Raw genomic sequence first — 24,183 nt, forward strand, 5'->3', positions numbered from 1 at the left:
CTCAGGGTAAAATCTGAGCCACGGGCGTGGCTCGTTAAAGTCTGTATTATAAGCACGTTGCAGTGGCAGATTTCACCAGTCAAGGCGCTTCAGAAATTAAAACTAATGTTACCCCTCTAATAGGTTTAGCATTGGATCTCATGTTTTTTAAGTAATTTATAAAAATCAGAGCGATTACGTTGTGCAAGTTTTGCAGCTTCCGACACATTCCCTTCGCAAAGTGCCAGTACTTTTTGGATGTAGTCATACTCAAACTGACGTTTCGCTTCATTTAATCCTGTAAACGCATTCTGCTCTTTATCTTTAGGCAGGGCTTTTTGTACGATATCTTCAGTGATCATTTTACCAGGCGTAATAGCAACACAATGCTCCACGATATTATGGAGCTGACGGATGTTGCCCGGCCAATGGTAATTCAACAAGTGCGTAATACTTTGTTGGTTAAATTGCTTTTCGCCATCGCTAAGTGTACTTAAGAAGCGTGATGCAAGTAGTGGAATATCTTCCAATCGCTCTCTTAAGCTTGGGATTTCAACAGACACCACGTTTAAGCGATAGTATAAATCTTCACGAAACTGCTTTTCCGCAACGGCGCTTTGAATGTTCTTATGGCTTGCAGAGACAAAACGAACATTGACCTTATGCTCGGTTTGGCCGCCCACCGGACGAACGGTTCGTTCTTGTAAAACACGCAGTAGTTTAACTTGCAAATCAAGCGGCATATCACCAATTTCATCGAGGAATAGGGTGCCGCCATCTGCCGCTTGTACTAAACCCTCTTTGTCGCCCACCGCGCCGGTAAACGCCCCTTTTTTATGGCCGAAGAGCTCAGACTCCAATAGGTGAGCGGGCATTGCGCCACAGTTAATCGCAATAAATGGGCCTTGCGCCTGATTACTGGCTAAATGGATTGCTTTTGCTGTCACTTCTTTACCGGTACCGCTCTCGCCTTGAATAAGAATATTTGCGTTACTGCTGGCAAGCGCTTGAATTTGCTGCACCAATTGACGCATTGCGGCACTTTGGAATAACAACCCATGGAAGTTATTTGGATCCGAAGTTTGTGCAGTTCTTACTTTTCCTGCAAGCGCTTCATTGATGACATCGAGCATTTGCTGAGAGTCAATGGGTTTGGTTAAAAAGCTCACAAAGCCCTGTTGCATGGCATCTACAGCGTCTGGAATTGAGCCGTGAGCAGTCATCATTACAACGGGCATGCCTGTGTAATACTTCTTTATTTGCTCATTAAGTTCAAAGCCATTCATGTGCGCCATTTTCAAATCGGTGATGACCAAGTCGATAGGCATTTGCTTGAGGATATTTAACGCTTGCGTACCGCGATGCGCAACTTCAACTTCGTAGCCATGGCTTTCTAAACGCATTGCCAATAGCTCAGTTAAAGACGTATCGTCATCCACTAAAAGTAACTTTGCGCCCAGTGGTGTCTGACTCATAGTGAATCCTCCTCAAGTGATGGGGTTTCAGAAAGATCGGTTTCTAAACGTTGTTTTTCTATGTCGGCAAGCTTTTGCTTTAGTTCGGCAAGCTGCTTTTGTGTTTGTAACAATTGCTCTTGGTGCTGTTGCGCCTTGTTGTCAGCGTAATAATTACTGATTTTTTGCTCACGAAGACTTTGAGTATGCCAAGCTAATGATTCAAACCAAATGTTGTAATCTTCTGGCCAATAATCTTGTAGTTTTACTTCTTCAATGGCTTTAAGTTGCTTGGTGGTTGAGTCTGTACCGCAATAGGTGTGAATAAAGCCTTGTAAGTGCAGCGCGCCTTTGTAGTAATCGTTAAATGTCACGTTATGTTTTTTAGCGCATTGGCTGACTAAGGCTTTGATCAACTCAGTTAAAGGCACAAACTTTGCGCTGGTTTCTGTTTTTACAGGACCAATAAATTGCTTCGTTTGCTCGACGTTTTGCTCCGTTGTGGCACAACCACCGAGCAAAAATAGCGTGATACTTAATGCGATGTATTTCATTTTGGATCCCTTTTTGGAAAGGCGACTTGAATACTGGCTCCAGACTCTACTGATAACCATTTCACATAGCCTTTTAATTGCTTCACACACTCAGAGACAATGGCTAAACCTAAGCCACTGCCATTATTATTTTTATTTTTCTCACCGCGAACAAATGGCTGGAATAGTGAGTCGGCTTCATTGATGTCGATGCCATCACCGTCGTCACGGACTATCAACAATACTTCGCCATTTTGTTCTTCAATTGAAATAGTGACATTGCTTTTAGCGTGATCAATGGCATTGCTCACTAACTGAGTTAACACTAATTTGCACGGAAGATACGGCACTTTTAGGTCATCATGATTTTGCCAGTTCACTATCACATCAGTCTTTCCTAGCTTATCGCTAAGATGCTTTGAGACTTCTGCTTGGATAAGATTCATTTCGGCGTCGTGATGTAGGCTATCAGGGTGACTGGCCGCGCTATAGCTGAGCAAATCATCGATCAATGATCCAAGCTTTGCAACAGAGTTTTCCATAATGATGAGAATACGTTGTTGTTTTGGATTAACATCTCCAAGCAATCCACTATTTAATAAGCTGCTTCCTTCGTTAAGCGATGCCAAAGGGGTTTTAAGTTCATGAGTAACATGGCGCAAGAAGGTTTCTTTTTGTTGTTGAATACGTTTAAGTTCGAGCCTTAACCAATTTAACCTGTCGCCTAATTGCTGCAATTCATGGCTGCCAGAGAGTTCTACCGACTTATCAAAATTACCTTTACCTACCTCAGATACCGCCGATTCTACCTGATTAAGCTGCTGACAAATCCGGTTGATCAAAAAGATGCTGATCACGACAAGGGTGGGTAGCAAGACAACGAGACCAAACATAAACCATGTTTGCAGCTGCACGAAATGGGCTTCTTGATCAGATAAGCGCTTATTAAGTGTTTGCTGAAAGCTTTCCTCGAATTGATTAAGTACCTTAACCAATTGCTGAAACTCTTCAGCTTTTGAAGTGGCATTGATCTCATCTGGAGCGAACTGTCGCCATTTAGCAACAAACAGCGAATCGGGCAGGTTTATTTTCAATAATTGAATACGTTTTTTGGTGTTTTGCCACTTCTGCTCGATGCTTTCTTGCAGCGTTTCACTTTGCAGCAGCTGATTATTTTGCAACGCTTTTTCAAGCGCACTGATATCTGCTTTTATAAAATTGTACTCAAGAATAAGTTTTTGATTTTTATTATAAATATCCTGCGTTTTTTGTTGGTTTTTGGACAGTGCTTGGGCGTACCATAAAGTCAGTGTGAGTATTGGAAGCACACCAATAAACATGGCAATAAGTGCCTGTTTTTGTAATGACTGAGAAAAAATTTTTTTCACGATGCTAAATCCTTTAAAAGGTTGCACAAGTTTCAATCAAATGGTGTTGCGAGATTTGCAAAATTTTCTACCCAAAAATTTTCCTGTTGCAAGGCTGCGACAATCTAACATCAAGAAAAATAAAGATTTTTTATTTTTCGCTTTTTTAACTGTTGCCATTTAGCAACAGCCAGCCTTAATCCAACCTTAATCTTTTCAAGTGGTTTTTCTTAACTTGTTGATAAACCGTGTTTTTTCAATTTTGGCATCAAAGTTGGAATAGTTATCTCGAAAGCGAAAAACGAAACGCAAAAACAAATGCAAAATCAGTTTTTAGCTTTAATAGCAAAACGTTTAACACAGAATTTTTAATCTTATGAGGAAAGCACGATGAAAAATTTAGCAATCGCAGTATCAGCAGCAGTAATGACTTTGGCATCAGTAGGTGCACACGCAAACACTGGTTTCGACAAACTAGACATGAATGGTGATGGTTATATCTCTATTGAAGAAGCAAAAGCAGATGAAGGCCTTCTTGCTCAATTTAATGAGCTAGACGCAGACCAAGACGGTCAACTAAGCCAAGCAGAATTTGATAACTACGAAGGTTAATTTACCGAGTTATCACATTATTTTAATCGTTAAGGAGAAGATCATGAAAAATTTACTAGCAGCACTATCAATCACAGGTATGACATTGGTTTCAGCATCGGCTATGGCGATGGACGACTTTGAAAAGTACGACACCGATGGCAGCGGCACAATCAGCATGGCTGAAGCACAGGTTAATCCTAAGTTAGCTGAGCAATTCAAGACACTTGATGTTGACGGTAACGGCGAGCTGAGTGAATCAGAGTACGAGCACTTTGAAGGCTAATTTGAAAGTTTGGTATCGGTGAGTCTTCGGACTCTCCGCCAAGACGGAATTTAAGGAGAATATGATGAAAAATTTACTAGTAGCAGTATCCCTTGCTGGCCTATCAATGGCGTCGGTTAACGCGATGGCCGGTGACGACTTTGCCAAATACGATGCCGATGGCAGCGGCACAATTAGCATGAGTGAAGCACAAGCACACACGGCACTTGCAGAGCAATTTAAAGAATTAGACGCTGATGCGAATGGCGAGCTAAGCGAAACAGAATTCGCAAATTTTAAAGGCTAATCAATAGCCCTCCAATTTCACGAAACGAACCGTATTTAAAATTTTTGAGGAATAAATGATGAAAAACGTACTAATTGCACTATCAATCACAGGTTTATCTTTCGCGTCTGTTAATGCAATGGCGGGTGAAGACTTCGCTGCGCTAGATACAGATCAAAGCGGCACAATCAGCATGAGTGAAGCACAAGCACACACTGCACTTGCAGAGCGATTTAAAGAGCTAGACGTTGATGCAAACGGCGAGCTAAGCGAAACAGAATTCGCAAACTTCAAAGGCTAATTAGAGTTCGAGAAGTAGATTTACTGCGCAAGGGAGTGACAGAGGAAAAGGAACTGATGTCAGGGAGCAGGGAATAGAGTTCAAAGATTATGATGATTGTTGAGTTATTTGGCAACATTACTGATTTGTTCAACTAAGCGCCTTCTTTCGGGCTAGTTTAAACAAACGGTTATAAAGGAATACTTACAGCGAAGCATCGCTATCAGAATCTTTGAGCTCCAAATTGAGAGTTTGGATGTCATTAGGGAAGTTGACTGAAGGATCTGAGTCGGTAAGAGTAAGGCGGTTATTCGCACCGCACCCAAAGCTTGGCTTAACAGCCAAGCTTTTTTTGTTTTGAATGTATTGATTTTTGTAAGGTGTTAAATGTAACTCTGTGGGTAGCACTTAAAGTTGATATTTTTTCAATCATTGGCTGTGGTGGCGCTAGAATGCAGTAACCCATATCCGATCTGATTAAAGTTCAGATAAAATATGATAGGTGGTATAAGGCAAGGAACGGTTGTTAAGACTTTAGAATTTTGACCGCCTATTGCTTTGTAACTTTCCCTGAAAGCAAAATTCTCTTCCAATACATAGCAAAATAAGTGACATGTTGACGAATCCCTAGTTTTTTCTTAATGATATTTTTGTTTTCATCAGTCTCGGTTAGCTTCTCTCGATAGCTTTTGATTTAATTACTTTTTTAGAAAAAAGTATGGCTTCTATTTTTCATAATTAGCATGGTTAGTTTTGTGGACAGCCCAACACACAACAGAATTATCGCAATATTAACAAAAAGAGCTGGCGAGTATTGCAATTCTGTATTTTGAAGCGTTAAGTTAACAGCTACGGCTGTAGGGTATATTATACTAACGAAATAAAATAAGACGATGGCATCTGCCCTGTCATGCAGGTAAATCCAAGGTATGGTCATGTTCAACTTTTTGGTAGTATCAAAATAGGAGTGGAAAAAACGCAGATAAAAAAAGAAATAGAGCATTAGTAGAAATATAGCAACAGCTCCAAATTTACTAAGTATTTCAAAAGGTAACGACAATCCAAAAGCATTAACAGTTCCACTAGTTCTTGCTAGTTCATTTTTTAATATGGTCTGTATTTTAGATATCTCGATATCCTGAAATCCTTCAGTCAATTCCTCTAATTCGGAGAAATTTAAGGAGAAGCTTCCTGACTTCCAACCAAACTTTTCGGGTACTTCTGCAACAAGCATTTCCATGGGTGTAAATGGTTGTTCTTGGGTTTTTACTGGGATGAGTAAACGATTCGAAAATACACTTGCCTCTGTTGGCGTTCCTCCATCGAAATTAAATGGATTGACTCCAAGTATCCTACCCCCAAACAATAAATATCGTGAAGGTCTTTCCGCAGAAAGCAAAGAACGATAAGTATTTTCTTTTAACGATGGAAACTGCTGTAAATGTGTAAATTGACTTTCAAACCATTTCTCATCAAAAATATCTACTAATGACAAATTTTCTGAAGGTGTTGTGAATTGTGAGCCGTCTTCGTATATCGATGTTTGAATATAGCCTAATTTATTTTCATTGCTATCAAAACGGAATTCAATCGGTAATATTTTATTGACATATATGATACGCCTTACTGAGTAAAGCCCGTTCCAGAACTTTTTTATGTTAGCTAACGATAGTGGTTTTTCAACTCTTGTATCCACTGGTGAAAAACTTAAAGCTGGGTATAACCTTAGTGCGTTTTCAATCAAATAGCCCGTATAGTTAACCTTAATCCTATTGGTCTCAGATTTATCTCTATCAACGTAAAATTCTGCAAAGGTTATATTGTTTTCAGAAATTATTTTTTCGGCCTTTTGTGTAAGCCACTCGTCACCAAAACGTGATATAGGTTTCGCAGTGTGAATTTCTTTAAATGCAGTTTTTAAGTTTGTTACGTCATCAATAGCCGTTTCTATCTTTGATTTTTCAGCAAGAAGTGACATTACGACCAATATTGTAGTCAGTATAAGGAGCGTAAAGTTGATTTGTTTTAGATGCGAGATTGTGTTGTTATAAAGTTCGTCCATTGAGACATTCCATATATTTCAATGAAAATAAAAGCAATCTAACCCAAGGTTAAATCAATTTTAGTCTTTTCACAAACTTTATAATAGGGATCTAGAGTGCATCGTAGCATATGCAATTTACAGAATATAAAATTTTATTATGCAGGGCTGCGTTTTTTCTCAAAAAGCACATTTCGAAAAAGAAGTTTTAACGCCCTCCCGCGTACACAACAGGCTGGCAGGATTGGTTCTGCTTTGCATTCGAAAATGTCAGATCAAGTTGCGTCTAATTTAGCTAATTTAGCTAATTCATGTTTTTAAACTCATCTTAAATTATTCCCTTATCTAGCCAGAGCGTTTTGGAGATAACTGCGTTTCCTGCTCGCACTAAGATGCCTACACTTTTTAGGCAAGGCGAATTGAGCTGGCGATTGGAACTGAGCTTAACACAGCTAGCTCAAAACGTACTCAACACTATAAAATGGGTAAACTAGCAACTCAAAACAAAAAAGTCGCCCGAAGGCGACTTGGAAACGTGACATCATGTAAAAACAGGGGGAAGTGACCTCAATCGATTATTTATTTTCGATGAGATTGCTTTTGCCAATTTCAATCTTTCTTGGCTTAAGTGCTTCTGGAATTTCGCGCTCAAGGTCAATGACTAACAGGCCGTTTTCAAGTCCTGCGGCAATCACCTTGACGTGATCGCCAAGCTGGAATTTGCGCTCAAAGTTACGCTCTGCGATACCTTGATGGATAAATTTACGCTCAGCTTTGTCTTCTTTGTTTTGCTTTTCGCCTTTGACTGTCAGAGTATTGTTTTCTGACTCAAGGCTCAGCTCTTGCTCGGTAAATCCAGCAACAGCCATGGTAATTTGGTATTTGTCTTCACCGGTGGCTTCGATGTTATATGGCGGAAAGCTTGGCTGCTTTTCGTTGCGTGATGCCGCATCCATTAACTGTGCTAAATGGTCAAAACCGATGAATGAACGATAAAGTGGAGATAGGTCTACTGTACGCATAATTTGTATCCTCATAAAGCGATAATTAAGCTATTTATTGCTTCATAAGAAGCCAATAAATAGCATATAAAACATTTACTTAGTTTGGGTTGGGACCCTGTCGGCGTCCTCACAATACTATCTATGGACGAGGCAAATCTTTTTCAAGAAACTTTTTTAAAAAAGTTTTTATTTACCTGAATTTTATAAGATTCTTTTTCAAGAAAATTGTCTTTGTAGGTAAAGAAGCACCATCTGATATCTCTCTTTTAGTGCATTAATGATCCACTGTTCAGGTTATTTAGTGCTTCAGTTTTGCGGTCGCAACATAGATTTTTTGATAAAATCCTATGCCTCAGTTTCAGCTTCCTCGATGACAACAAAAGTATCCTGCGGCGCTTTATAAGAATGCCCACCACAAGCTGAGTTGCATTCTTTGTTAAGTGTCGAGAGTAAACCAAATCTAGCTACTATGATTTAGTGTGCCTCATACTTGGAGCTTTGAGCACTGTATTAGCGTGGAAAATCGCATCCAACTTTTTAGTATTTCTTTTATATAGTCCTTCAAAACATTGTTGAATAACCGCTGCTAACGTTTTGCTGGCCTTTCTGGAGTGACAATTTTGACTGAAAAATAGGCGCGCCAACGTGTATATACAGCCAGTATAATCCGCTGAGAAAATCTGATAGTCGCCTTAAAATGCTTGATGCGCTAACTTTTTCTCGACTAATTTCCATAATTCGTTGATGGCAACGGCTGCCGCTTCTAAAAACGGCTGGCATGTGTGCTCATTAGCAATTGCACCTGTCGCGAAAAAAGTGGGCGTATTGTGGCGTTGGCAAACAAGATGTTTTCTACCACTTTTGCAGACCTAGTTTAGACAACAAGGCCAGTAGTTGAACAACATGTTTTATTTTCAAGACTATTTACTTTATCTCGTTACATTGTCACATTAAAAATTGATTTAGATGAAGGTGCAGCTAATGAAATATGATAAGAAAAGTACTAATCGAAAAGTTGGTTTAGGGATTGCTGTCGGGGTTGGGATTGGCACAGCCGTGGGCGTTGCATCTGGGCAAATCATGTATGCTTTGCCTATCGGCATTGCCATAGGGATAGTTGTCGGCCGTAAGTATTTTTAATCCTTTTTGATACTTGATGCGTATGTGTGGTTCTGATTAGAAAACAACAAGATTAAGTAAGTGCAATTTAGTGACTCAGAAATTTCCAGGATCATAGAAATGGCGTGGGAAGATAGAACGCCATTTGAAGCTATCGAGCGACAGTTTGAACTGAGTGAGCCAGAAGTGATCAAATTGATGCGTAGTAGCCTAAAGCCCAGTAGTTTTAGACTATGGAGGCAACGAGTAAGTGGGCGCAACACAAAGCATATTAAACTTAGAAGCAAAGCGGTTAATCGCGGGTATTGCAAAACCCAATACAAACACAGGTAACGCTTTATCTAGACCCTCGTCTTTGCTTTATTGAAGGTCGCTAGCGAGTAAGCCGTAGAGTACTGAGTCTGAAATTTCACCAGCGATTTCCCAGCGAGCGCGTAAGTGGCCTTCTTTAGTAAATCCAAGCTTTGTGAGTACTTTGGTTGAGCCAATATTAGCGGGATCAATCTCTGCTTCAATACGCCTCAACTTCAGTGTTGAGAAAGCACAGTCAATGAGCGCGGAGCCCGCTTCTTGAATGACACCTTGCCCCCAGTGAGATTTGGCAATACCAAAGCCAATTTCGGCGCGACGTGACTCTTTATCCCAGCTAAACAGTAAACATTTACCAATTACTGTTTCATCACTTTTTGAAACAATGGCCAGTGCGATCGCTTGTTGCGTAGTTAAATCTTCGCGTGATTGCTTGATAAATTGCGTTGCATCGTCAAGGCTATCCCAAGGTGGTGTGTTCCAATAGCGCATGACGTCTGCGTCTGAAAATATGGCAAATAGCGCTTCGGCGTCTTCTGAGTTTAAGGGTCTAAGTGTGAATCGCTCGGTGTCGAGTTGGATTGTAGTTAATTGCAATATCTTTTTTCCTTGATAAAAAGGGCGCAAATTCGCGCCCTCAAACAATAAGCCGCTTGCTTACTTATTTATTTGCGTCTTTAACGGCTTTTAGCTTCGCCGCGTGGTCAATTTCATAATCTGGCATGTCTTTTTTGCCTTCGATTAGGTAGTTGTCCATCCAGCGCATTAAGCGCAGGCTGTAATCGTATTGAGCCGCTGCTTTGCGGTTACCGTGACCTTCGCCTGGATAGTAAACTAGACGTACGTCTTTACCTTGCACTTTCATGTAGCGATATAGCTCCATAGATTGCGCTGGGTGTACACGCGGGTCATCTTTACCATGCATAATTAGTAATGGCGTCTTCGATTGACCAGCCCAGTAAATCGGACTGCGCTCTAAGTACCACTGCCACTTATCCCAAGGGTAAGAGCGAGCGTGGACTAAGTACATTTCGTTTGAGATATCGGTAGTACCAAACTTAGAAAGTTGGTTAGTTACGCCAACAAACATCACGCTTGCTGCGAAGTGCTCAGTGAGTTTTGTAGCACCCCAAGCAGAGGCATAACCGCCGTAAGAGCCACCGGTAATACCAACACGTTTAGTGTCTACTAAACCTGTGTTGACTAAGTATTCTTTCATATCTACCAAGTCGTCAAATTCTTTACCTGCGTAGTCGCCTTGGCCAAGTTTTGAGTAATCAACGCCTTTACCTGTCGAACCACGGTAGTTTGGATAGAATACCGCATAGCCACGTGCCGCACCCATTTGACCTGGATCTGAATAACTTGTTAGCCAACCATTTTTATCGTGGCTTTCTGGGCCACCGTGCACTGACATGATCAGTGGGTAACGTGTACCTTCTTGATAATCAAGTGGATAAATTAATACGCCACCAATTTCAACGCCATCACGGGCTTTGAAGTTAACTGCCTCTTGCTTTGCAAAACGTTTGTTATCCAACCATGGGTTAGAATTCGATAGACGAGTCGCTTTACTCGAGCGGATCATAAACACCTCATTTGGGTGCTTAGCGGTGTTTGCACGTAGGGCAATGGTTTTGTCTGAATCAGAGATAGATAGATTCGATGCAATAAACTTACCTTCTTTGATAAGTTTCTTGTATTTGTTCGAGCCAACTTTAATTTGGCCAACAAAACTTTCAGTGCCGACGTTTGCGACAAAAGTCAGCTGGTTTTTCCGGTTTGACCACTCAAAGTCAGCGATGTGACCCATAAAGTTCGGGATCCACTCTTCTACTTTGCCACTTTGTGCATCGGCAAGGTATAAGCGACCAGTTGCAGGGTCATGCTTATCTTCAGCGCCTAAAATCGCGATGTATTTACCATCGTGTGAAAACTCTGCAGTACCAAGCTTACCTTCTGTTTTGAATGAAGTTGTAATTTGTTGTGTTTTCGCATCAAGTACATGCCATTGTGACTTCATATACTTGTCATCAATGAGCGCTGTTGGCTGCGTTTTTACAAGTAATTTAGAGGCATCGTCAGCCCAGTTGATTTCACTCACATAGCCTTCGATGTCCAGTACCGCAGGGGTCAGCGGTTTTTCTGATGCTGCAAGATCAATGATATGAAGCTGTTTGTTTTTTAAACCCAGTTCATACACTTCAGCCATAAAGCCAAGCTTTTTCAGCTCTTTTTCTGACTTATCAGCAGCTGGCATTGCAAGGATTGCAACCTGTTTACCGTCAGGGCTTAGGCTATAAGCCGAGATCCCAGTTCCTTTTAGTGAAAGCACTTTCTGTGCTTCCCCACCGTTTACCGCGATGCGATAAAGAGCGCGTTGCTTGTCTTCTTTTTTCTTGGTAAGGAAATAAATAAATTGACCGTCGGATGACCAAGAGATGCTTGAGATACTCACTTTGCCTGTGATAAATGGGCGCTCTACACCTTCGTCGTCAACCACATAAAGTTCACTGTAATTGGAACCATTTTGGTCAATGTAAAGCTCACGTGGTACCGAGCGGGTAAAAGCAACGAGTTCGCCGTCAGGACTCACCGACGTTGAGCTTACCGATTGGATCTTTGGGATGTCTTCAATGGTGATGGTATCGCTTGCGAGGCTCGCAGCACTGGTGAAGCCCATTGCTAAAGCCAAAGCAGACTTAAGTAGTTTCATTATTTATCCTAAATTTTCATTCACTTGTTGTAACTTCAAGATGAAGTTTTTAGACATTCTACTTGTCACTAGAATAAAAACCAATGTTTGCGATTAATTGTCGGTTAAGCCTGATAAAGCGAAGAAGCTATCTTTTATAGGCCAAAATTCAGCGCGCCTGAATAATCAGTCTGAAACGACATAAGGTGATTAAGTGCATACGAAATGTTGCCTTTGTCATCCATAATGTAGATAGAAGCACCGCAGTGTTTGCAAAAACCATGCTCTTGGATGGTTTGATCTTTCGAATGCGGCACCACAAATCGTTCGAGAGATTTACAAGGGTTTTCGATAAGACCGTGAGCCTGAATAAACTGCACACCAGTGCATATTTCGTTGACTGTTGTTGTAGTGAAAATACGATAGTGGATCTGAGCGCAGTGGCACGATGTGGTGATCATGTTGATGTCCTTAATTTTCTTTTGAGGTAAGTTTACTTTTTATTTGTAGTTAATATATATTCATTTGGTGTAAAGACTTTTTCCTAAGAGGAAAGAATGAGAAAGGAATACGATAAACTTCACCTACTTAAAATATTGTGTTGTGTCGCTGAGCTGCGCTCCTTTAGTCGAGCAGCAGAACAGCTCGGTACCACGACATCAGCGGTGAGCAAATCGATAGCACAGCTAGAATCGTCATACGGACAAGTACTTCTAAATCGAACAACTCGCAGACTCGCATTGTCTGATGCCGGTAAGTTGGTTTATGAAAAAGGGAAAAAGATCCTTCGCGCGCTACGCGATTTGGAAGAAGAAGTCGAACAGGTTGGTGTGCATCAATCCGGGCATCTAAAAATTACCTTTCCGAATACGATAGGTCGTATGCTATTGAGCCAAATCTGTATCGATTTTCAAAAGCGCTATCCACAAATAAAACTTGAGCTGATGTTTACCGCAGCAAATCAGGATTTAATCGAAGACGAGATTGATGTGGCTTTTAGGCTGTCTGCTGCACTCAAAGATAGTCAATTTTATGTCTTGAAATTAATCAATATAAACTCGACTTTTGTTGCTGCTCCCAGTTATTTGGCGGCACACGGGAAACCCGAGCAGTTGGACGAACTGAGTAGGCATAACATGTTGTTATCAAAGCTTAATCATGTTGAAGACAGTTGGCATGACGGAACCCGGAGTTACGCTTTGCAAGGTAATTTGATAGCGAATAGTCGCTTTCACATTCGAGAGGCGGTGTTGGCAGGATTGGGGATTGCCATGCTACCGTCTTATTTCTGTCAACGAGATATCGATTCGGGCGCTTTGGTTGAGCTGTTTCCCGATCAAAAAAGGCCCGAAGTTACTTTGCATGCCATATATAAAGTGAAACGAGAGCACTCTGCCAAGCTGGACCTATTCTTAGGGTTTTTACAGGCGCAGTTATCATGCAAATCAGAATTGGTATCTTAGCCCTACGTAGTAGCGCCGACCGTTCACATATACCCCTGTTGGTGCATACTCGTTGCGATCATAGGTATATATTTGTTCGTCGGTTAAATTAATAAACTCAAATTGCGCATCGAGGTTATCACTTAATTTCACCGTGAGGCTGCCGTCTAATTGGCCGTAATTATCCATCATGGTCTCGCCTACGCCGGTGGCAAACTGGGTTCGATAATTATAGCTAAGCCGTGCGCTAAATTGGTGGTTCTCGTAGTAAGCGGTAAAGTTAGCGCTGTGTTTTGAGGTGCCAGGCACTTTGTCCTGTAAGTCAACGTCAGCGTTGTCACGTTGGCCATCAACGTAGGTGTAATTGGCGATTAGCCCAAATCCGTACGCAAGTGTTTGCTGGTAACTTAGTTCAACGCCACGGATGCTGCCGCCAGCGCCATTACTGGGCCTATCGATAGACATCAAAATGCCTTCATGACGTTCAAGTTTTCTCTCAAATTCAATAAAAGACTCCACATCCTTGTTAAATAAAGCGATGGAAGCGAGTCCTGCGTCATCAAAGTACCACTCAAGGCTGGCATCAAACTGCGCCGCTCTATATGGATCTAGACTGGCGTTACCACCTTGTCCTTGAGCTTGGGTCACGTTGTAATTGGTTGAGGGCATAAGGTGATGAAATTGCGCTCGTGACATGACGCGCGCAACGGAAAAACGGCCAACCAGACTTTCGCTTAAATCAAACTTGATATTGGCGCTGGGTAGAATATCGATGTAATCCCGAGATTCTTCATGCCAAACATAGCTGTCGGGCGCTTCGATGGGGGAGGCGACACGTTTAAATGCGGCAGAGTCTTGAAAGGTTTTGACCACCCGTACCCCAATGTTGGCTGCATAGGATTCACCAGCGAGTTGCATTTGACCGTAAGCGGCGGCGGTTTTTTCTGTAATATGAAAACGACTGGCTTTTTCTATCTCTTGTTCAAAATTGAGCGTATTGAAGTCTTTGGCGAGCAGCGTAATATTGGCATAACTGTAGTTTTTTAAGGTGTTTGCACTACCTACGCCGCGCAAATAATCATCTACAAAAGTGCCCGGATAGGCGGCCAGTGTAGTGCCAAGCTCGCCGGCTAGACCATCAAGCCCTCCATCTTTGGAACGATAGCGCAAAAAGTCCCGTTGATGGTCCTTGAGTTTAATGCCAAATTTAATCGCGTCGACCTGTTTAAAGTCGATATCGTACGCAAAATCGGCTTGCGCGAAGTATGATTTATCTTTGCCATCTTGGCTGTCATTTCGAGCTTCGGTGATAAACCAGCTCGGTGCATCTAACGGTGAAATCCCATAACTTGCGACGATGTTCTTTCGCATTGACGTATCAACATGAAAGCGGGTGTTAGCAGAAAACTGTGACGTGATGTCTTCTGTGGTGCCACCTGAGCCGTGGCTTAGACCTACTTGAAATTGGCTCGACCAATAAATACCGTCATAGACTAAGTCTAGATGAGCACTTTTAGTGCTGATCTGCGAATCTCGCCAAATGGCTTCCATGCTGGTATTGAACGGCGCAGCTGTGGGTAAATAGTGGGCGCTCACCAAAGTACCATCTTGTACATGTAAATCGGTTACCCCGCCGCCTAGGTCAATAGACTTTGCACTTTGCCAGAGAAAGTTTTGATTGTTGTTGTCTGCGTTTAGATGAGAATAAAGTAAGTGGCTATTTAACCTAAGCCGTGGGGAAAGCTGGAACGCGGCATTGACTGTATAAGCCTGTAATTCTCTTTGCTGCTGAAAAATTGCCGAACCCCCACCTCCTGGAAACCACAACGTCTGGCTTTTATTTTGTGGGGTCTGCTGGGTGGCATACCAAGTATCACCTTCACCTTGATATAATGTCCTATCGTGCCATCCCCACGATTCTAGGCCGTCGCGTCTGAGGCTGCGATCTCGTCGTGTTGCGGTAAAAAGCACAGCATAGTCGCCAGTTTCGCTATGGTAGTTATAAATTGCAGATAATTGTGGGTCGAGTTTATCGCTCAAGTCACTGTATTGGAACTGGGCTGTAATAACGCCATAGCCTGAAGGCGTAAGCAGAGGGTCGCGGGTTTTTATATTGATTGCACCACCTAACGAACCTTCATCCTGCATAGCTTGTGGTGTTTTGAACACCTCAAGACTCGAGACGATTTCACTGGGTAATAAGGTAAAATTAAAACCTCGGCTTGGCTGACTTGAGATCCACCAATCAGCGGAGGCGAGATATTGACCATTCAAATAGGTTCTATTTTGCTCGGGGGTTGTGCCTCGCACGCCGATCCGCTCACCTTCACCTTGTGCTCGAGAGAGTGAGATACCGGTGATCCGTTGCAGCGCCTCTGCGACGTTTTTATCTGGAAACTTACCTATGTCTTCAGCACTGATCGTATTTGAAACTTGTTGATTGTGGCGTTTATTACTGAGAGACTTGACAACGCTGTCATGGAAGGCACGGATTTCGATGCGTTCTATGGTATTTTCAGCTGTCTGATTTTGCTCAACGGCATCACTTGCAGCTGTGATAAAGAATGCGCTACAAGAAACTGTTTGGATGAGAAATTCTGACATTGTGCTCAACTTATAATACGAGTAAGTTACCTTTAGTTGATACTCATAATACGCTTTTATTACGAGCCTAACCATAGTTTTACAAATTTTTAGTAGTTGATGGTTGAAAACTTAGATAAACGTTTTTTAATCAATGAGATACTTGTCGACCTAAGCAATTTATCTGTGTGTGTTGACGGTTCTTGGAGAAGCATCGAAGCGAAGCATGCGGCATTATTGCGTCTATTGATTGCTAACAAGGGACAGGTTGTTACCAGAGACGCCATCTTAGATATCGTATGGCCCGGTACTATCGTCAGTGATAACTCTGTTAGCCAGCTGGTAGTACAGCTACGTAAGCTGCTTGGTGACAGTTCAAACGAGCCAAAAATAATTAAAACAGTACCACGTCTAGGTTATCAATGTATTGCACAAATAAAAAAAGCCCCGACGCTACTTGAGCAAGTAGAGGAGCTGTCTCGCGGGCGTGGCGCGCAATTTGCGCTGCTCGGTTTTTTTATGGGTCTTGTGGTGACTTTGCTTGGCGTTTTTATTGCCAAGCAATGGCAAAGTGAATTGCAACAGCAGCCCATCACCGCAACTCGGATCACGTCCTCACCGGGTGCTGAAGTCTTTGTGCGCTTTTCTCCAAATGGTAACTATTTAGCCTACAGTTATTTAGCTGAGGGAGCCGATCAATTTGATTTGGCGGTCTATGATCTTGAGACTAAAACAACCCATACGATAAAAAGCAGCGGTTATAGTGAAGAGTCAGCAAGTTGGTCTTTAGATGGTAACTGGCTGATTTATTCGCGCTCGGATCCGGTTTCCTGTGAAGTACGGGCGTTACACGTTAAAGGTCCAATAGAAATGTGGCGACTAGCGCGCGATAGCGTGCTTGGCAGCTGTAATAGTGCACAAGACTCAGCGCCTTGGCTAGAATATCGAGCGGGCCATTTTATCACTAAGTCTTGGGATAAAGCTGGGGCCTATTTGCAATCTGTAGCGGTCACTTTCGCGGATAATCATCCTAAAGTGCTCAACACCACGGCCTTGCCTATTCGCGACGTAACACATTATCAAGTTAACCAACAAGCGCTGTTGTATCAGGTAAAAGAGCAAGGCGTTTATCGCCTAAATCTGGGGCAACTTGGGGACTCTGAAAGTCAAACCACCACACTCTCCAAGCAGTCTTTTTCGGCATTAAGCCATGGTTATCAAGACGATACGGTTATTATCGCCAAACAAAACTTGAGTGTTCTTAAAGGTCGTGAGCAGCAGTTGTTATACGCCGGATTTGGTGCGATATCTGAGATTGATGTCAATACGCGCTTGCGTGCTTCGGCGCACACTGAGGGCGTGGCTGAAATTAACTTTTATCGGCTTGCTGTAGACGCACAAGGCGAAGCGCTGCAAAAGCAGTTAACGTCGCCCGCTAGAATGGACCTACTTGCCGCTTTATCTGATGATGGCGCACATTTTGTTTATGCCTCGGTGACAGCCAAAAATAATGATGCACCACAATTTGAGCTGTGGCACAAACATGATTTTCGGCCAACGTCGAGTTTGCTTGGTACGATGCCGATGGGAGAAGTGCCTATTTTGCTATTGCTATCACCAAATAACGAATATCTCGCCGTGTTATCAAAGTCGCACAAAGTGTATCTAATAAGCTCGTTTACTAAAGAGGTGAAAAAGGTAGTTGATAACTTTGCCGAAATTGCCGACTTGCATTGGTCACAGGATGGCAGAAACCTGTATTATCGAGCGAAGCTCTCAACTGAAGCCAAGTGGCAGGCGTGGCAATTTACCGTATCTCAAGGGCGTAGTGAGCAACAGCCTTTTGTGACTCATTCGTCTGATTTACCCCTGACTCAGAAGAACGCAAGCTTTGTGGGGTACAAAGAGCAAGTTAGGGAATACCTAGTTGCTGCGCTGGCTGAAACAATTGATGTAGAGCAGTTACGTGGGTCTTTATCTCTTTACCAGCCAGCAGTATACCGAGACGGGGTCTACTTTGTACTGAAAAGAGGCCACCAATTGGTGCTTTATCGCTATTTAAGTAGTGAAAACAAGGTCGAAGAAATTCAACCAATTGGGTTACACCTTTATGCGGGGTTTACCGAGTTACAGGTATTATCAAGCTTTGATGGCAGTCAGGTAGTATTCAATCGGATCAACAACTATGAAAGTGACATTGTATTACTGGAGTACGGTGACCGATGAAGACAGTAATGTTACGAAGCTCAGTGTAGATAAAAAGTTAGTTAGCTAGCTTTTGCTGGAATGAGCGTATTGCTTTACTACTCCAATTTCGCTGTGATGCCGACTTCAATGCTTGTGAGGCAAGCTTTTTGGCTTCTATCTGATTGTCTGTAAGCTTGGCAGACAGTAGCAGCAGTTCAGGGTGTTCGGGATCGATGGTGAGACCATGACGCAGCCAAGTTTTGGCCTGAGTTTTGTCCTTGAGACGAGTTAGATAAGTGTTTGCTAATAAAAGTGTGGAGCGCAAATGGCCATTATTCGAGGCCTCGGTAAGTACTTTTAGCGCACGTGGAGTATCTTGCTGCTCTTCGTTTGTGAGCAGTGATCTTGCTAAGCGATATTTTGCGATATCCATGGTTTGTGCTGCATGTTCTAGCCAAAGTACACTAAGTCGATGTTCTCCCACATTGATAAGCTGAGTCGCTAAGCGATATTGTGCCAAGTCCAAGCCATTTTTGGCTGCGGCTAAATATAATTCATTTTGTGGCTCTTCAGATCGCCAGTGATAGCGCAGTAGCTGATACGCGTTGTAATCTTTCATACTCAACCAGTTAGCAATATAGTATTGTACTTGCGCCACACCACGCTCTGCCGCATCGATATTCTGCTTAAGCTGTTTTTCGTAGGCCTTTTTTTGAATGGCTAAGGTTTCGCGGTATTGCTCGCCTTTATACGTCGCAAAATGGTAAATCAAGGTGTGTGCTTGCTTTGGACCCGTATATCGCCACTTCTCTACCGCATTTAACAGGCTAGCGGTGAATATATGCTTGGGGTAGCTATCTACGACCTCAATATTGATTGCCTTACCGCTTTGGTCGATATCAAACTCTAACCAAACCCAGCCCTCAATTCCTTGTCGTACGGCCTCATCAGGGTAGTCAGGCAATACATCGTGAGTTTTACTCGGCGTAGAAATGATATTGGGTTGTTTGAGTCGGGCAAGCGTTGAGTCAAGTAAGTAGGTATCTGCCAAACGGTTTTTTTGAAGTGTTACGAAATCCTTTAGACCACTCTGGTCATCGGACTGCTGCAAAACGAGTTGCGCAGTTTGAAAGGCTTCTGCAATACCGAATTCTTTAGCCAATGAAAACCAAGCAAAGGCATTTGCGGCACTTTGCTGGGTTCCTTGACCGTACAAATACATCACCCCAAGATTATACATGGCGTCTGCATTACCTAATTGAGCTAGGCGATTGAATTCAGAAAATGCATGCGTGAACTCTTCATTCTGATAGGCGAGGGTAGCATCGTAAAGATCGGCTTTTGTCAGCCAGCTCATGCTTAGAAAAAATGAAAAAATAAGCCCAGAAATGAGATTGTTGCGCATTTTATTGATTACTCATCCTCGGACTGCTCTTTGGGGTTGCTATGGTCATTTTGAAAAGGCTATATAACCACAATATAAGGGAAATTTAAATAATAAAAGCTGATAGCAAACGCTATCAGCTTTTTGGAACTCCGGGCAGGGAGTTTACTAAGTCGAACCTGTGTTAGCTTGGAAGCGACTTAATTCGAGTCATGAAACTATTTCTTTACAGCTAATAAGACCAGATTTAGCGGTAAAAGTTTCATTCGCTATTCGGTGTTAGAAGTTAAATCTAACCCCCGCGCTAAAGCGCCTTCCATCGGCATAGACACCTGTTAGTGCTTGCTCAACTCCCTTTTCCTGATAGCTAAATGTATGTTCATCCGTCAAGTTGATGGCCTCAAGAATAAATGCCACATTCTCATTGTAGTTATAGGTGAGGTTGGCATCTACTTGACCATAATCGTCAATGTATCCTGGCCAGTCGCGACCTGTATCATACCCTGTTCTGAAGTTGTATGAGATACGGGCACTAATGAATTCGTTTTCATAATAAGAACTCAAGTTAACAGTATGCTCAGAGTTGCCAGGGATGGTGATGTCGTTACCTTCATCACCTTTGGCTTCACCATCTACATAGGTATAGTTAGCAGCAACGCCAAAACCTTCGTATAGTTCTTGTTGATAACCCACTTCTAGACCTTGAATACGGCCCGCTTTACCATTAACAGGACGGCTGATCAGCACTTCTTTACCTTCGTGAGTTTCAAGTGCTGGTTGGCTCTCAATAAACGACTGAATGTCTTTGTAGAAAAATACCGCAGAAAACAGACCTGCGTCACTAAAGTACCACTCGATACCGGTATCAAACTGCGTCGCTCGATATGGGTCGATGTCAGGATTACCACCAGTGCCAGTTTGTGTTTCTAGGTTGTATGAAGTTGATGCCGTCATATCGGCGTAATCTGGGCGAGACATAACTCGTGCGGCAGAAAAACGCATTAATAAATCGTCATCTAAGTCAATCGCCAAGTTAATGCTCGGAAGAATGTCGAAGTAGTCCTTTTCTTCCGTTGTCCATACCTCAGCACCGGACTCACCTGCAAACGCGGATGAGGTTTGCTTGGTATTTACAAGTCTTACACCTAAATTACCGCGTAGGCCATCTGCATCCAGGTTCGCTTTAATGTAGCCTGCGGTAATTTTTTCATTGATATCGAAAGTACTGGCCTTCAACACTCGGTAATTCCAACCCAGCGCATCACCTTCTTGGCGTATTTTATCTGAATCAGTAATTGCATAGCTGCGCGTTGTGCCCGATGAGCCTATGCCTGATAGGTAATCAGATGGCATGGCTTTAGAGTAGTCAGCTAGACTCCAGTTTAAGTCGGTACGATTGTCCGTTGTGTGCTTAGTATTAAAACGACTGTGATCACGGTATTTAAAGCCGACTTTTATCTGGCTGAAGATAGCAACATCAATTGGACGCTTAAAATCGGCTTGAAAGTAAGTTTCATCATCTTTCGCGTCATTGCTGTCATAGCGTAAAAAGCCTAAATTCCATTTATCACCATCGTTTGGATCGGCAGTGTAACTGGTCTTTACGTCTTCCTCTTGTGACGCATCAAAGCTGTGAATATAGTTACCTTCCCAACCAACGGAGCGATCCGCTTGTGAACCCCCCGAACCTTCTGTGTAACCTAAGTGATATGAAGATTCCCAAAGTTGCCCTTGATGCTCAACTTTTAAGTCGTACGATTTGGTTTTGAGCTCAGAGTTACGTACTTTGGTCTCATCCAGAATGTTATTCCCATCTGGAGATAATCCAAGTGTACCGCCGACGGCCATCTTTCCAACTACGGGGTGGTCGATAACGGTAATGTCAGTGTATTGTGAGCCGCCGTAACCGGGTAACCAGAGGAAGTTTTGGTTTTCATTATCGGCTTCAAGCGTAGAGTCTAACGCATTGAATACAATGTCCATATTTTCACTTGGACGATATTGCAAGGCGAGGTTTATACCCGTGCGCACGCGCTGCTGTGAGAACATAGCTGAGCCACCACCGCCAGGGCTGTAGACATTGTCGACGACGGTACCGTCTTCAAGTGTGATATCACGATAGGTCCAAGACCATGCTTCAATACCATCACGGCGTAAGTTACGCTCTTGGCGCACAACGGAAAGTAAGGCGCCAAAAGACTCATCATCGGTCTTAAAGTTGTACATAGCAGAAAGTTGCGGGTCGGTTTCACCTGATACTTCGCTGTGCTGTGCGATAATTGAACCTGCAATCTTATTTGCTTCTAAATCAAGCGGCTTACGAGTTCTCACAATCACGGTTCCACCAATAGAGCCTTCGTCAATATCGGCTTCGGGTGATTTGTAAACTTCAAGCCCAGAAATGATTTCAGAGGGTAACATCGTATAGTTAAAACCACGGCTCGCCGCTGAGTTGGTCCACCAATCCGCTGAGCCGACGGCTTGACCATTCAATAAGGTCCGGTTTTGGCTTTCACCTGTGCCTCGAATACTAACGCGTTCACCTTCACCAAAACTACGGGTGATTGAAACACCAGTAATTCGTTGTAGTGATTCGGCAACGTTTTGATCTGGAAATTTGCCAATGTCCTCGGCTGTTACTGCATCGACAATGGCGTCAGAGTATCTTTTTGTATTGAGTGATTGAACAACGCTACCACGGATCCCTCTGACTTGAATAACTTCAACGTCACCATCTTTAGCTGCTTTTTGATTATTGCTTTCTTCAGCGAGTGCTAGACCCGGTGCAAAAAGTACCGAGCCGAGCAAAGATTGGCTGATTAATACAGCCAGTTTTTTCTTATTATTGCGAAACATACATTCCCCTTGAGTGCATATACCAATTAGCCTTAATACTTGCTCAGTTTGAAGGAGTAAATCTGACGCTAACTGCGTTAAAAATTTCTTATTTAGAGCAACTAAATAGCAAAATTTTTGCCTTGTTATCGACAAGGTTTTCTCGCCTCAAAATAGACCACTTAATTAAGATAATTGGTATTACTTGTGATTGAGAGGTCGACCTCGAGAAAGATTAAACACCAGCGGGGTTTGTTAAATCTTGAATTGAAATGAATAGTTATGAATTTAACGATTTTCTAGTTTAATTATCTTTATTTAATTGAAATATATGGATATAAAATAATTTAAGTTGGAAGTTTTGTGGTTTAAGTTAAGTTTACTGGAATGGTTTTGCTTGATTTTTTGTTAACATTCACAACTACAAAGAACTGGAAAGTTGCCTTTCCAGTTCTTTTCGAATGTTATAAGCTCTTTTTAGGTGGCAGCACAACGTTTGAGAAGATGAGGCCAGCGATAAGAGACATAAATATTAAGAAGGTTTGTTGGCCAATATGATCCGCATGAACAAAACTTTGACCTTCGATCAATGAATTAAGTCCAATATAGGTTTTAGAACCAGGGACCAACACAATCAAACCTTGCATCGCCACAATGGACGCTGGGGCATTTACCACACGGTTAAAGATATTACTAAAGACACCCACTGCAAATGCACCAACAAAAGTACCAAGTGCGTAATCAAAGTAAACCGCAGAACTGATACTGGCTGCGTAGGCGATAAAGCCTGATGCGAGTGACCAACTTGCATGGCGTAGTTTTGTTCTAAAGATAACAACTAGGCTGCTACAAAGTAATAGTACTGCAAGCCAAGCTGTCCAGCGCGGTAATGGTGATGGTTGTATAAAATCAACTTGACCAAAAAACGCAAAACCTAAACTGATCCCCAAAAATGCACCGAAGTAGAGCTTAAAGAGCAACATAATAGAGTCCATGACTCTTGCGGTACCTGACACTAAGTGCCGAGCCGATAATTCAGCAAATCCAAGTGCCAGCGCCAAGCCAGGTATAAACACGATAATGGCTGAAAGTACTACCAAACGGATGTTGACCTGCGGGTCAATGTACACAGACACTGCGCAAGCAGCAACCGCTGATACGATGGCGACCAAAGGTTCAAGCATATGTGTTACGCGTTTGGAAATACTCGCCCAAAGCACGAATATGTAGACCACAAGCGATATTAGTGCTGACCACCAAACGTCATTCCAGCTAGTTCCCATCAGCATCGCAAACGCACCACTTGAGGTTGCAAATGCAAGACCCGTCATTAACTTATTATATGGGGGACTTGCATGCAAAATGGCTTCAAGGTTTTGTTCGGCTTCTTGGATTGAAAGCTCACCAGATAATACGCGTGTTGCGACGTCATCCGTATCTGCCAATGAACCTAAATCATGATCGCCGGGATCAACACGTGCCACATGGGTATATTCTTCTTCATGACCTTCGGTCCAAATTACAAAAGTGACCGATGTCGGAGACATAACAAAGGAAGACTTTAGCCCTAAGTGAGTGGCTATTTCCATTAAATGTGCTTCGAGTCGATAGGCAGGGGTACCGTATTTGTGAAGCATTTTGCCTAACTTCACAATAAAGCGGCGTTTCTCTGTGAAGGTTGCGTTATTCAACGAAAAAGAACCTTAAATGTGTAATGCCAATTCTACTGAATGAAGCGAATTGGCGAAAATGTTAAAAAAGTATGGTGTTTGAAATTAAAAAAATCAAACAGAGCTCATCATGGGTACGCGCTGCTAGTAAGATACATA

The 24,183-nt window shown here is 42.5% G+C and carries 20 protein-coding genes; 8 read left to right on the plus strand and 12 right to left on the minus strand.

All coding sequences use genetic code 11. The annotated features are described in order from the left end of the window. Positions 1 to 125 precede the first annotated feature (125 nt). Genes CWC29_RS21720 through CWC29_RS21730 form a run of 3 tightly spaced genes read right to left on the minus strand, consistent with a single transcriptional unit; the run spans position 126 to position 3,354 of the window. On the minus strand, positions 126 to 1,454 hold the full coding sequence (locus CWC29_RS21720; protein ID WP_128727338.1) for a sigma-54-dependent transcriptional regulator: 1,329 nt from the start codon (positions 1,452 to 1,454) through the stop codon (positions 126 to 128). Then, entirely contained in the window at positions 1,451 to 1,987 is a 537-nt protein-coding gene (locus CWC29_RS21725) for a hypothetical protein (RefSeq protein ID WP_128727337.1), read from the minus strand. The genes CWC29_RS21720 and CWC29_RS21725 overlap by 4 nt, the downstream gene beginning before the upstream one ends. Beyond that, positions 1,984 to 3,354, minus strand: a complete 1,371-nt coding sequence (locus CWC29_RS21730; RefSeq protein WP_138523272.1) for a sensor histidine kinase — start codon at positions 3,352 to 3,354, stop codon at positions 1,984 to 1,986. The genes CWC29_RS21725 and CWC29_RS21730 overlap by 4 nt, the downstream gene beginning before the upstream one ends. 369 nt (positions 3,355 to 3,723) lie before the next feature. On the opposite strand from CWC29_RS21730, the gene CWC29_RS21735 reads away from it, so the two are divergent. From CWC29_RS21735 to CWC29_RS21750, 4 genes are all read left to right on the plus strand, one after another. After that, the gene (locus tag CWC29_RS21735; protein WP_095728314.1) at positions 3,724 to 3,945 is read left to right on the plus strand and encodes an EF-hand domain-containing protein; all 222 of its coding nucleotides are present in this window, start codon (positions 3,724 to 3,726) and stop codon (positions 3,943 to 3,945) included. 43 nt (positions 3,946 to 3,988) lie between these two features. Next, positions 3,989 to 4,210 carry an EF-hand domain-containing protein gene (locus tag CWC29_RS21740; protein ID WP_128727334.1) on the plus strand — a complete coding sequence of 74 codons (222 nt, stop codon included), beginning with the start codon at positions 3,989 to 3,991 and terminating at the stop codon, positions 4,208 to 4,210. 64 nt (positions 4,211 to 4,274) lie between these two features. Continuing rightward, positions 4,275 to 4,496: an EF-hand domain-containing protein gene (locus CWC29_RS21745; RefSeq protein ID WP_138523274.1), complete on the plus strand. Its 222-nt coding sequence runs from the start codon at positions 4,275 to 4,277 to the stop codon at positions 4,494 to 4,496. A 58-nt stretch (positions 4,497 to 4,554) separates the two neighbouring features. Further along, positions 4,555 to 4,776 carry an EF-hand domain-containing protein gene (locus CWC29_RS21750; RefSeq protein ID WP_167815469.1) on the plus strand — a complete coding sequence of 74 codons (222 nt, stop codon included), beginning with the start codon at positions 4,555 to 4,557 and terminating at the stop codon, positions 4,774 to 4,776. A 685-nt stretch (positions 4,777 to 5,461) separates the two neighbouring features. On the opposite strand, the gene CWC29_RS21755 is transcribed toward CWC29_RS21750, so the two are convergent. Next, positions 5,462 to 6,817 (minus strand): hypothetical protein, encoded by a 1,356-nt coding sequence (locus tag CWC29_RS21755; RefSeq protein ID WP_138524576.1) that lies wholly within the window; start codon positions 6,815 to 6,817, stop codon positions 5,462 to 5,464. A 554-nt stretch (positions 6,818 to 7,371) separates the two neighbouring features. Next, positions 7,372 to 7,818, minus strand: a complete 447-nt coding sequence (locus tag CWC29_RS21760; protein ID WP_128725437.1) for an Hsp20 family protein — start codon at positions 7,816 to 7,818, stop codon at positions 7,372 to 7,374. 963 nt (positions 7,819 to 8,781) lie between these two features. On the opposite strand from CWC29_RS21760, the gene CWC29_RS21765 reads away from it, so the two are divergent. After that, the gene (locus CWC29_RS21765; RefSeq protein WP_162847776.1) at positions 8,782 to 8,940 is read left to right on the plus strand and encodes a hypothetical protein; all 159 of its coding nucleotides are present in this window, start codon (positions 8,782 to 8,784) and stop codon (positions 8,938 to 8,940) included. Positions 8,941 to 9,000: 60 nt separating this feature from the next. Continuing rightward, entirely contained in the window at positions 9,001 to 9,252 is a 252-nt protein-coding gene (locus CWC29_RS21770; protein ID WP_128725483.1) for a TIGR03643 family protein, read from the plus strand. A gap of 27 nt (positions 9,253 to 9,279) precedes the next feature. Here CWC29_RS21770 and CWC29_RS21775 read toward each other — a convergent pair whose 3' ends face one another. From CWC29_RS21775 to CWC29_RS21785, 3 genes are all read right to left on the minus strand, one after another. After that, a complete protein-coding gene (locus CWC29_RS21775; protein WP_128725438.1) occupies positions 9,280 to 9,825 on the minus strand; it encodes a GNAT family N-acetyltransferase in 546 nt (181 codons plus the stop codon). 64 nt (positions 9,826 to 9,889) lie between these two features. Beyond that, positions 9,890 to 11,944 carry a S9 family peptidase gene (locus CWC29_RS21780; protein WP_138524578.1) on the minus strand — a complete coding sequence of 685 codons (2,055 nt, stop codon included), beginning with the start codon at positions 11,942 to 11,944 and terminating at the stop codon, positions 9,890 to 9,892. Between the two features lie 134 nt (positions 11,945 to 12,078). Further along, a complete protein-coding gene (locus CWC29_RS21785) occupies positions 12,079 to 12,384 on the minus strand; it encodes a hypothetical protein (protein WP_128725440.1) in 306 nt (101 codons plus the stop codon). Positions 12,385 to 12,480: 96 nt separating this feature from the next. Between CWC29_RS21785 and CWC29_RS21790 the strand changes: the two genes are divergently transcribed. Further along, complete coding sequence (locus CWC29_RS21790; RefSeq protein ID WP_128725441.1) at positions 12,481 to 13,386, plus strand: LysR family transcriptional regulator; 906 nt, start codon at positions 12,481 to 12,483, stop codon at positions 13,384 to 13,386. Here CWC29_RS21790 and CWC29_RS21795 read toward each other — a convergent pair. After that, the gene (locus CWC29_RS21795) at positions 13,369 to 15,969 is read right to left on the minus strand and encodes a TonB-dependent receptor (protein WP_138524580.1); all 2,601 of its coding nucleotides are present in this window, start codon (positions 15,967 to 15,969) and stop codon (positions 13,369 to 13,371) included. The genes CWC29_RS21790 and CWC29_RS21795 overlap by 18 nt on opposite strands. Before the next feature lie 99 nt (positions 15,970 to 16,068). On the opposite strand from CWC29_RS21795, the gene CWC29_RS21800 reads away from it, so the two are divergent. After that, complete coding sequence (locus CWC29_RS21800) at positions 16,069 to 18,174, plus strand: winged helix-turn-helix domain-containing protein (protein ID WP_138524582.1); 2,106 nt, start codon at positions 16,069 to 16,071, stop codon at positions 18,172 to 18,174. A gap of 37 nt (positions 18,175 to 18,211) precedes the next feature. Here the strand turns inward: CWC29_RS21800 and CWC29_RS21805 are convergent, their stop codons facing one another. The 3 genes from CWC29_RS21805 to CWC29_RS21815 all read right to left on the minus strand — a co-directional run bounded on the left by CWC29_RS21805 (position 18,212) and on the right by CWC29_RS21815 (position 24,045). Then, positions 18,212 to 19,540 carry a TonB family protein gene (locus tag CWC29_RS21805; protein ID WP_128725444.1) on the minus strand — a complete coding sequence of 443 codons (1,329 nt, stop codon included), beginning with the start codon at positions 19,538 to 19,540 and terminating at the stop codon, positions 18,212 to 18,214. A gap of 258 nt (positions 19,541 to 19,798) precedes the next feature. Further along, positions 19,799 to 22,375 (minus strand): TonB-dependent receptor, encoded by a 2,577-nt coding sequence (locus tag CWC29_RS21810; RefSeq protein WP_138524584.1) that lies wholly within the window; start codon positions 22,373 to 22,375, stop codon positions 19,799 to 19,801. A gap of 443 nt (positions 22,376 to 22,818) precedes the next feature. Continuing rightward, positions 22,819 to 24,045 (minus strand): threonine/serine exporter family protein, encoded by a 1,227-nt coding sequence (locus tag CWC29_RS21815; RefSeq protein WP_128725446.1) that lies wholly within the window; start codon positions 24,043 to 24,045, stop codon positions 22,819 to 22,821. Positions 24,046 to 24,183: the final 138 nt, after the last annotated feature.

The organism is Pseudoalteromonas galatheae (genome assembly GCF_005886105.2).
In the GTDB taxonomy this organism is placed as follows: Bacteria; Pseudomonadota; Gammaproteobacteria; order Enterobacterales; family Alteromonadaceae; genus Pseudoalteromonas; species Pseudoalteromonas galatheae.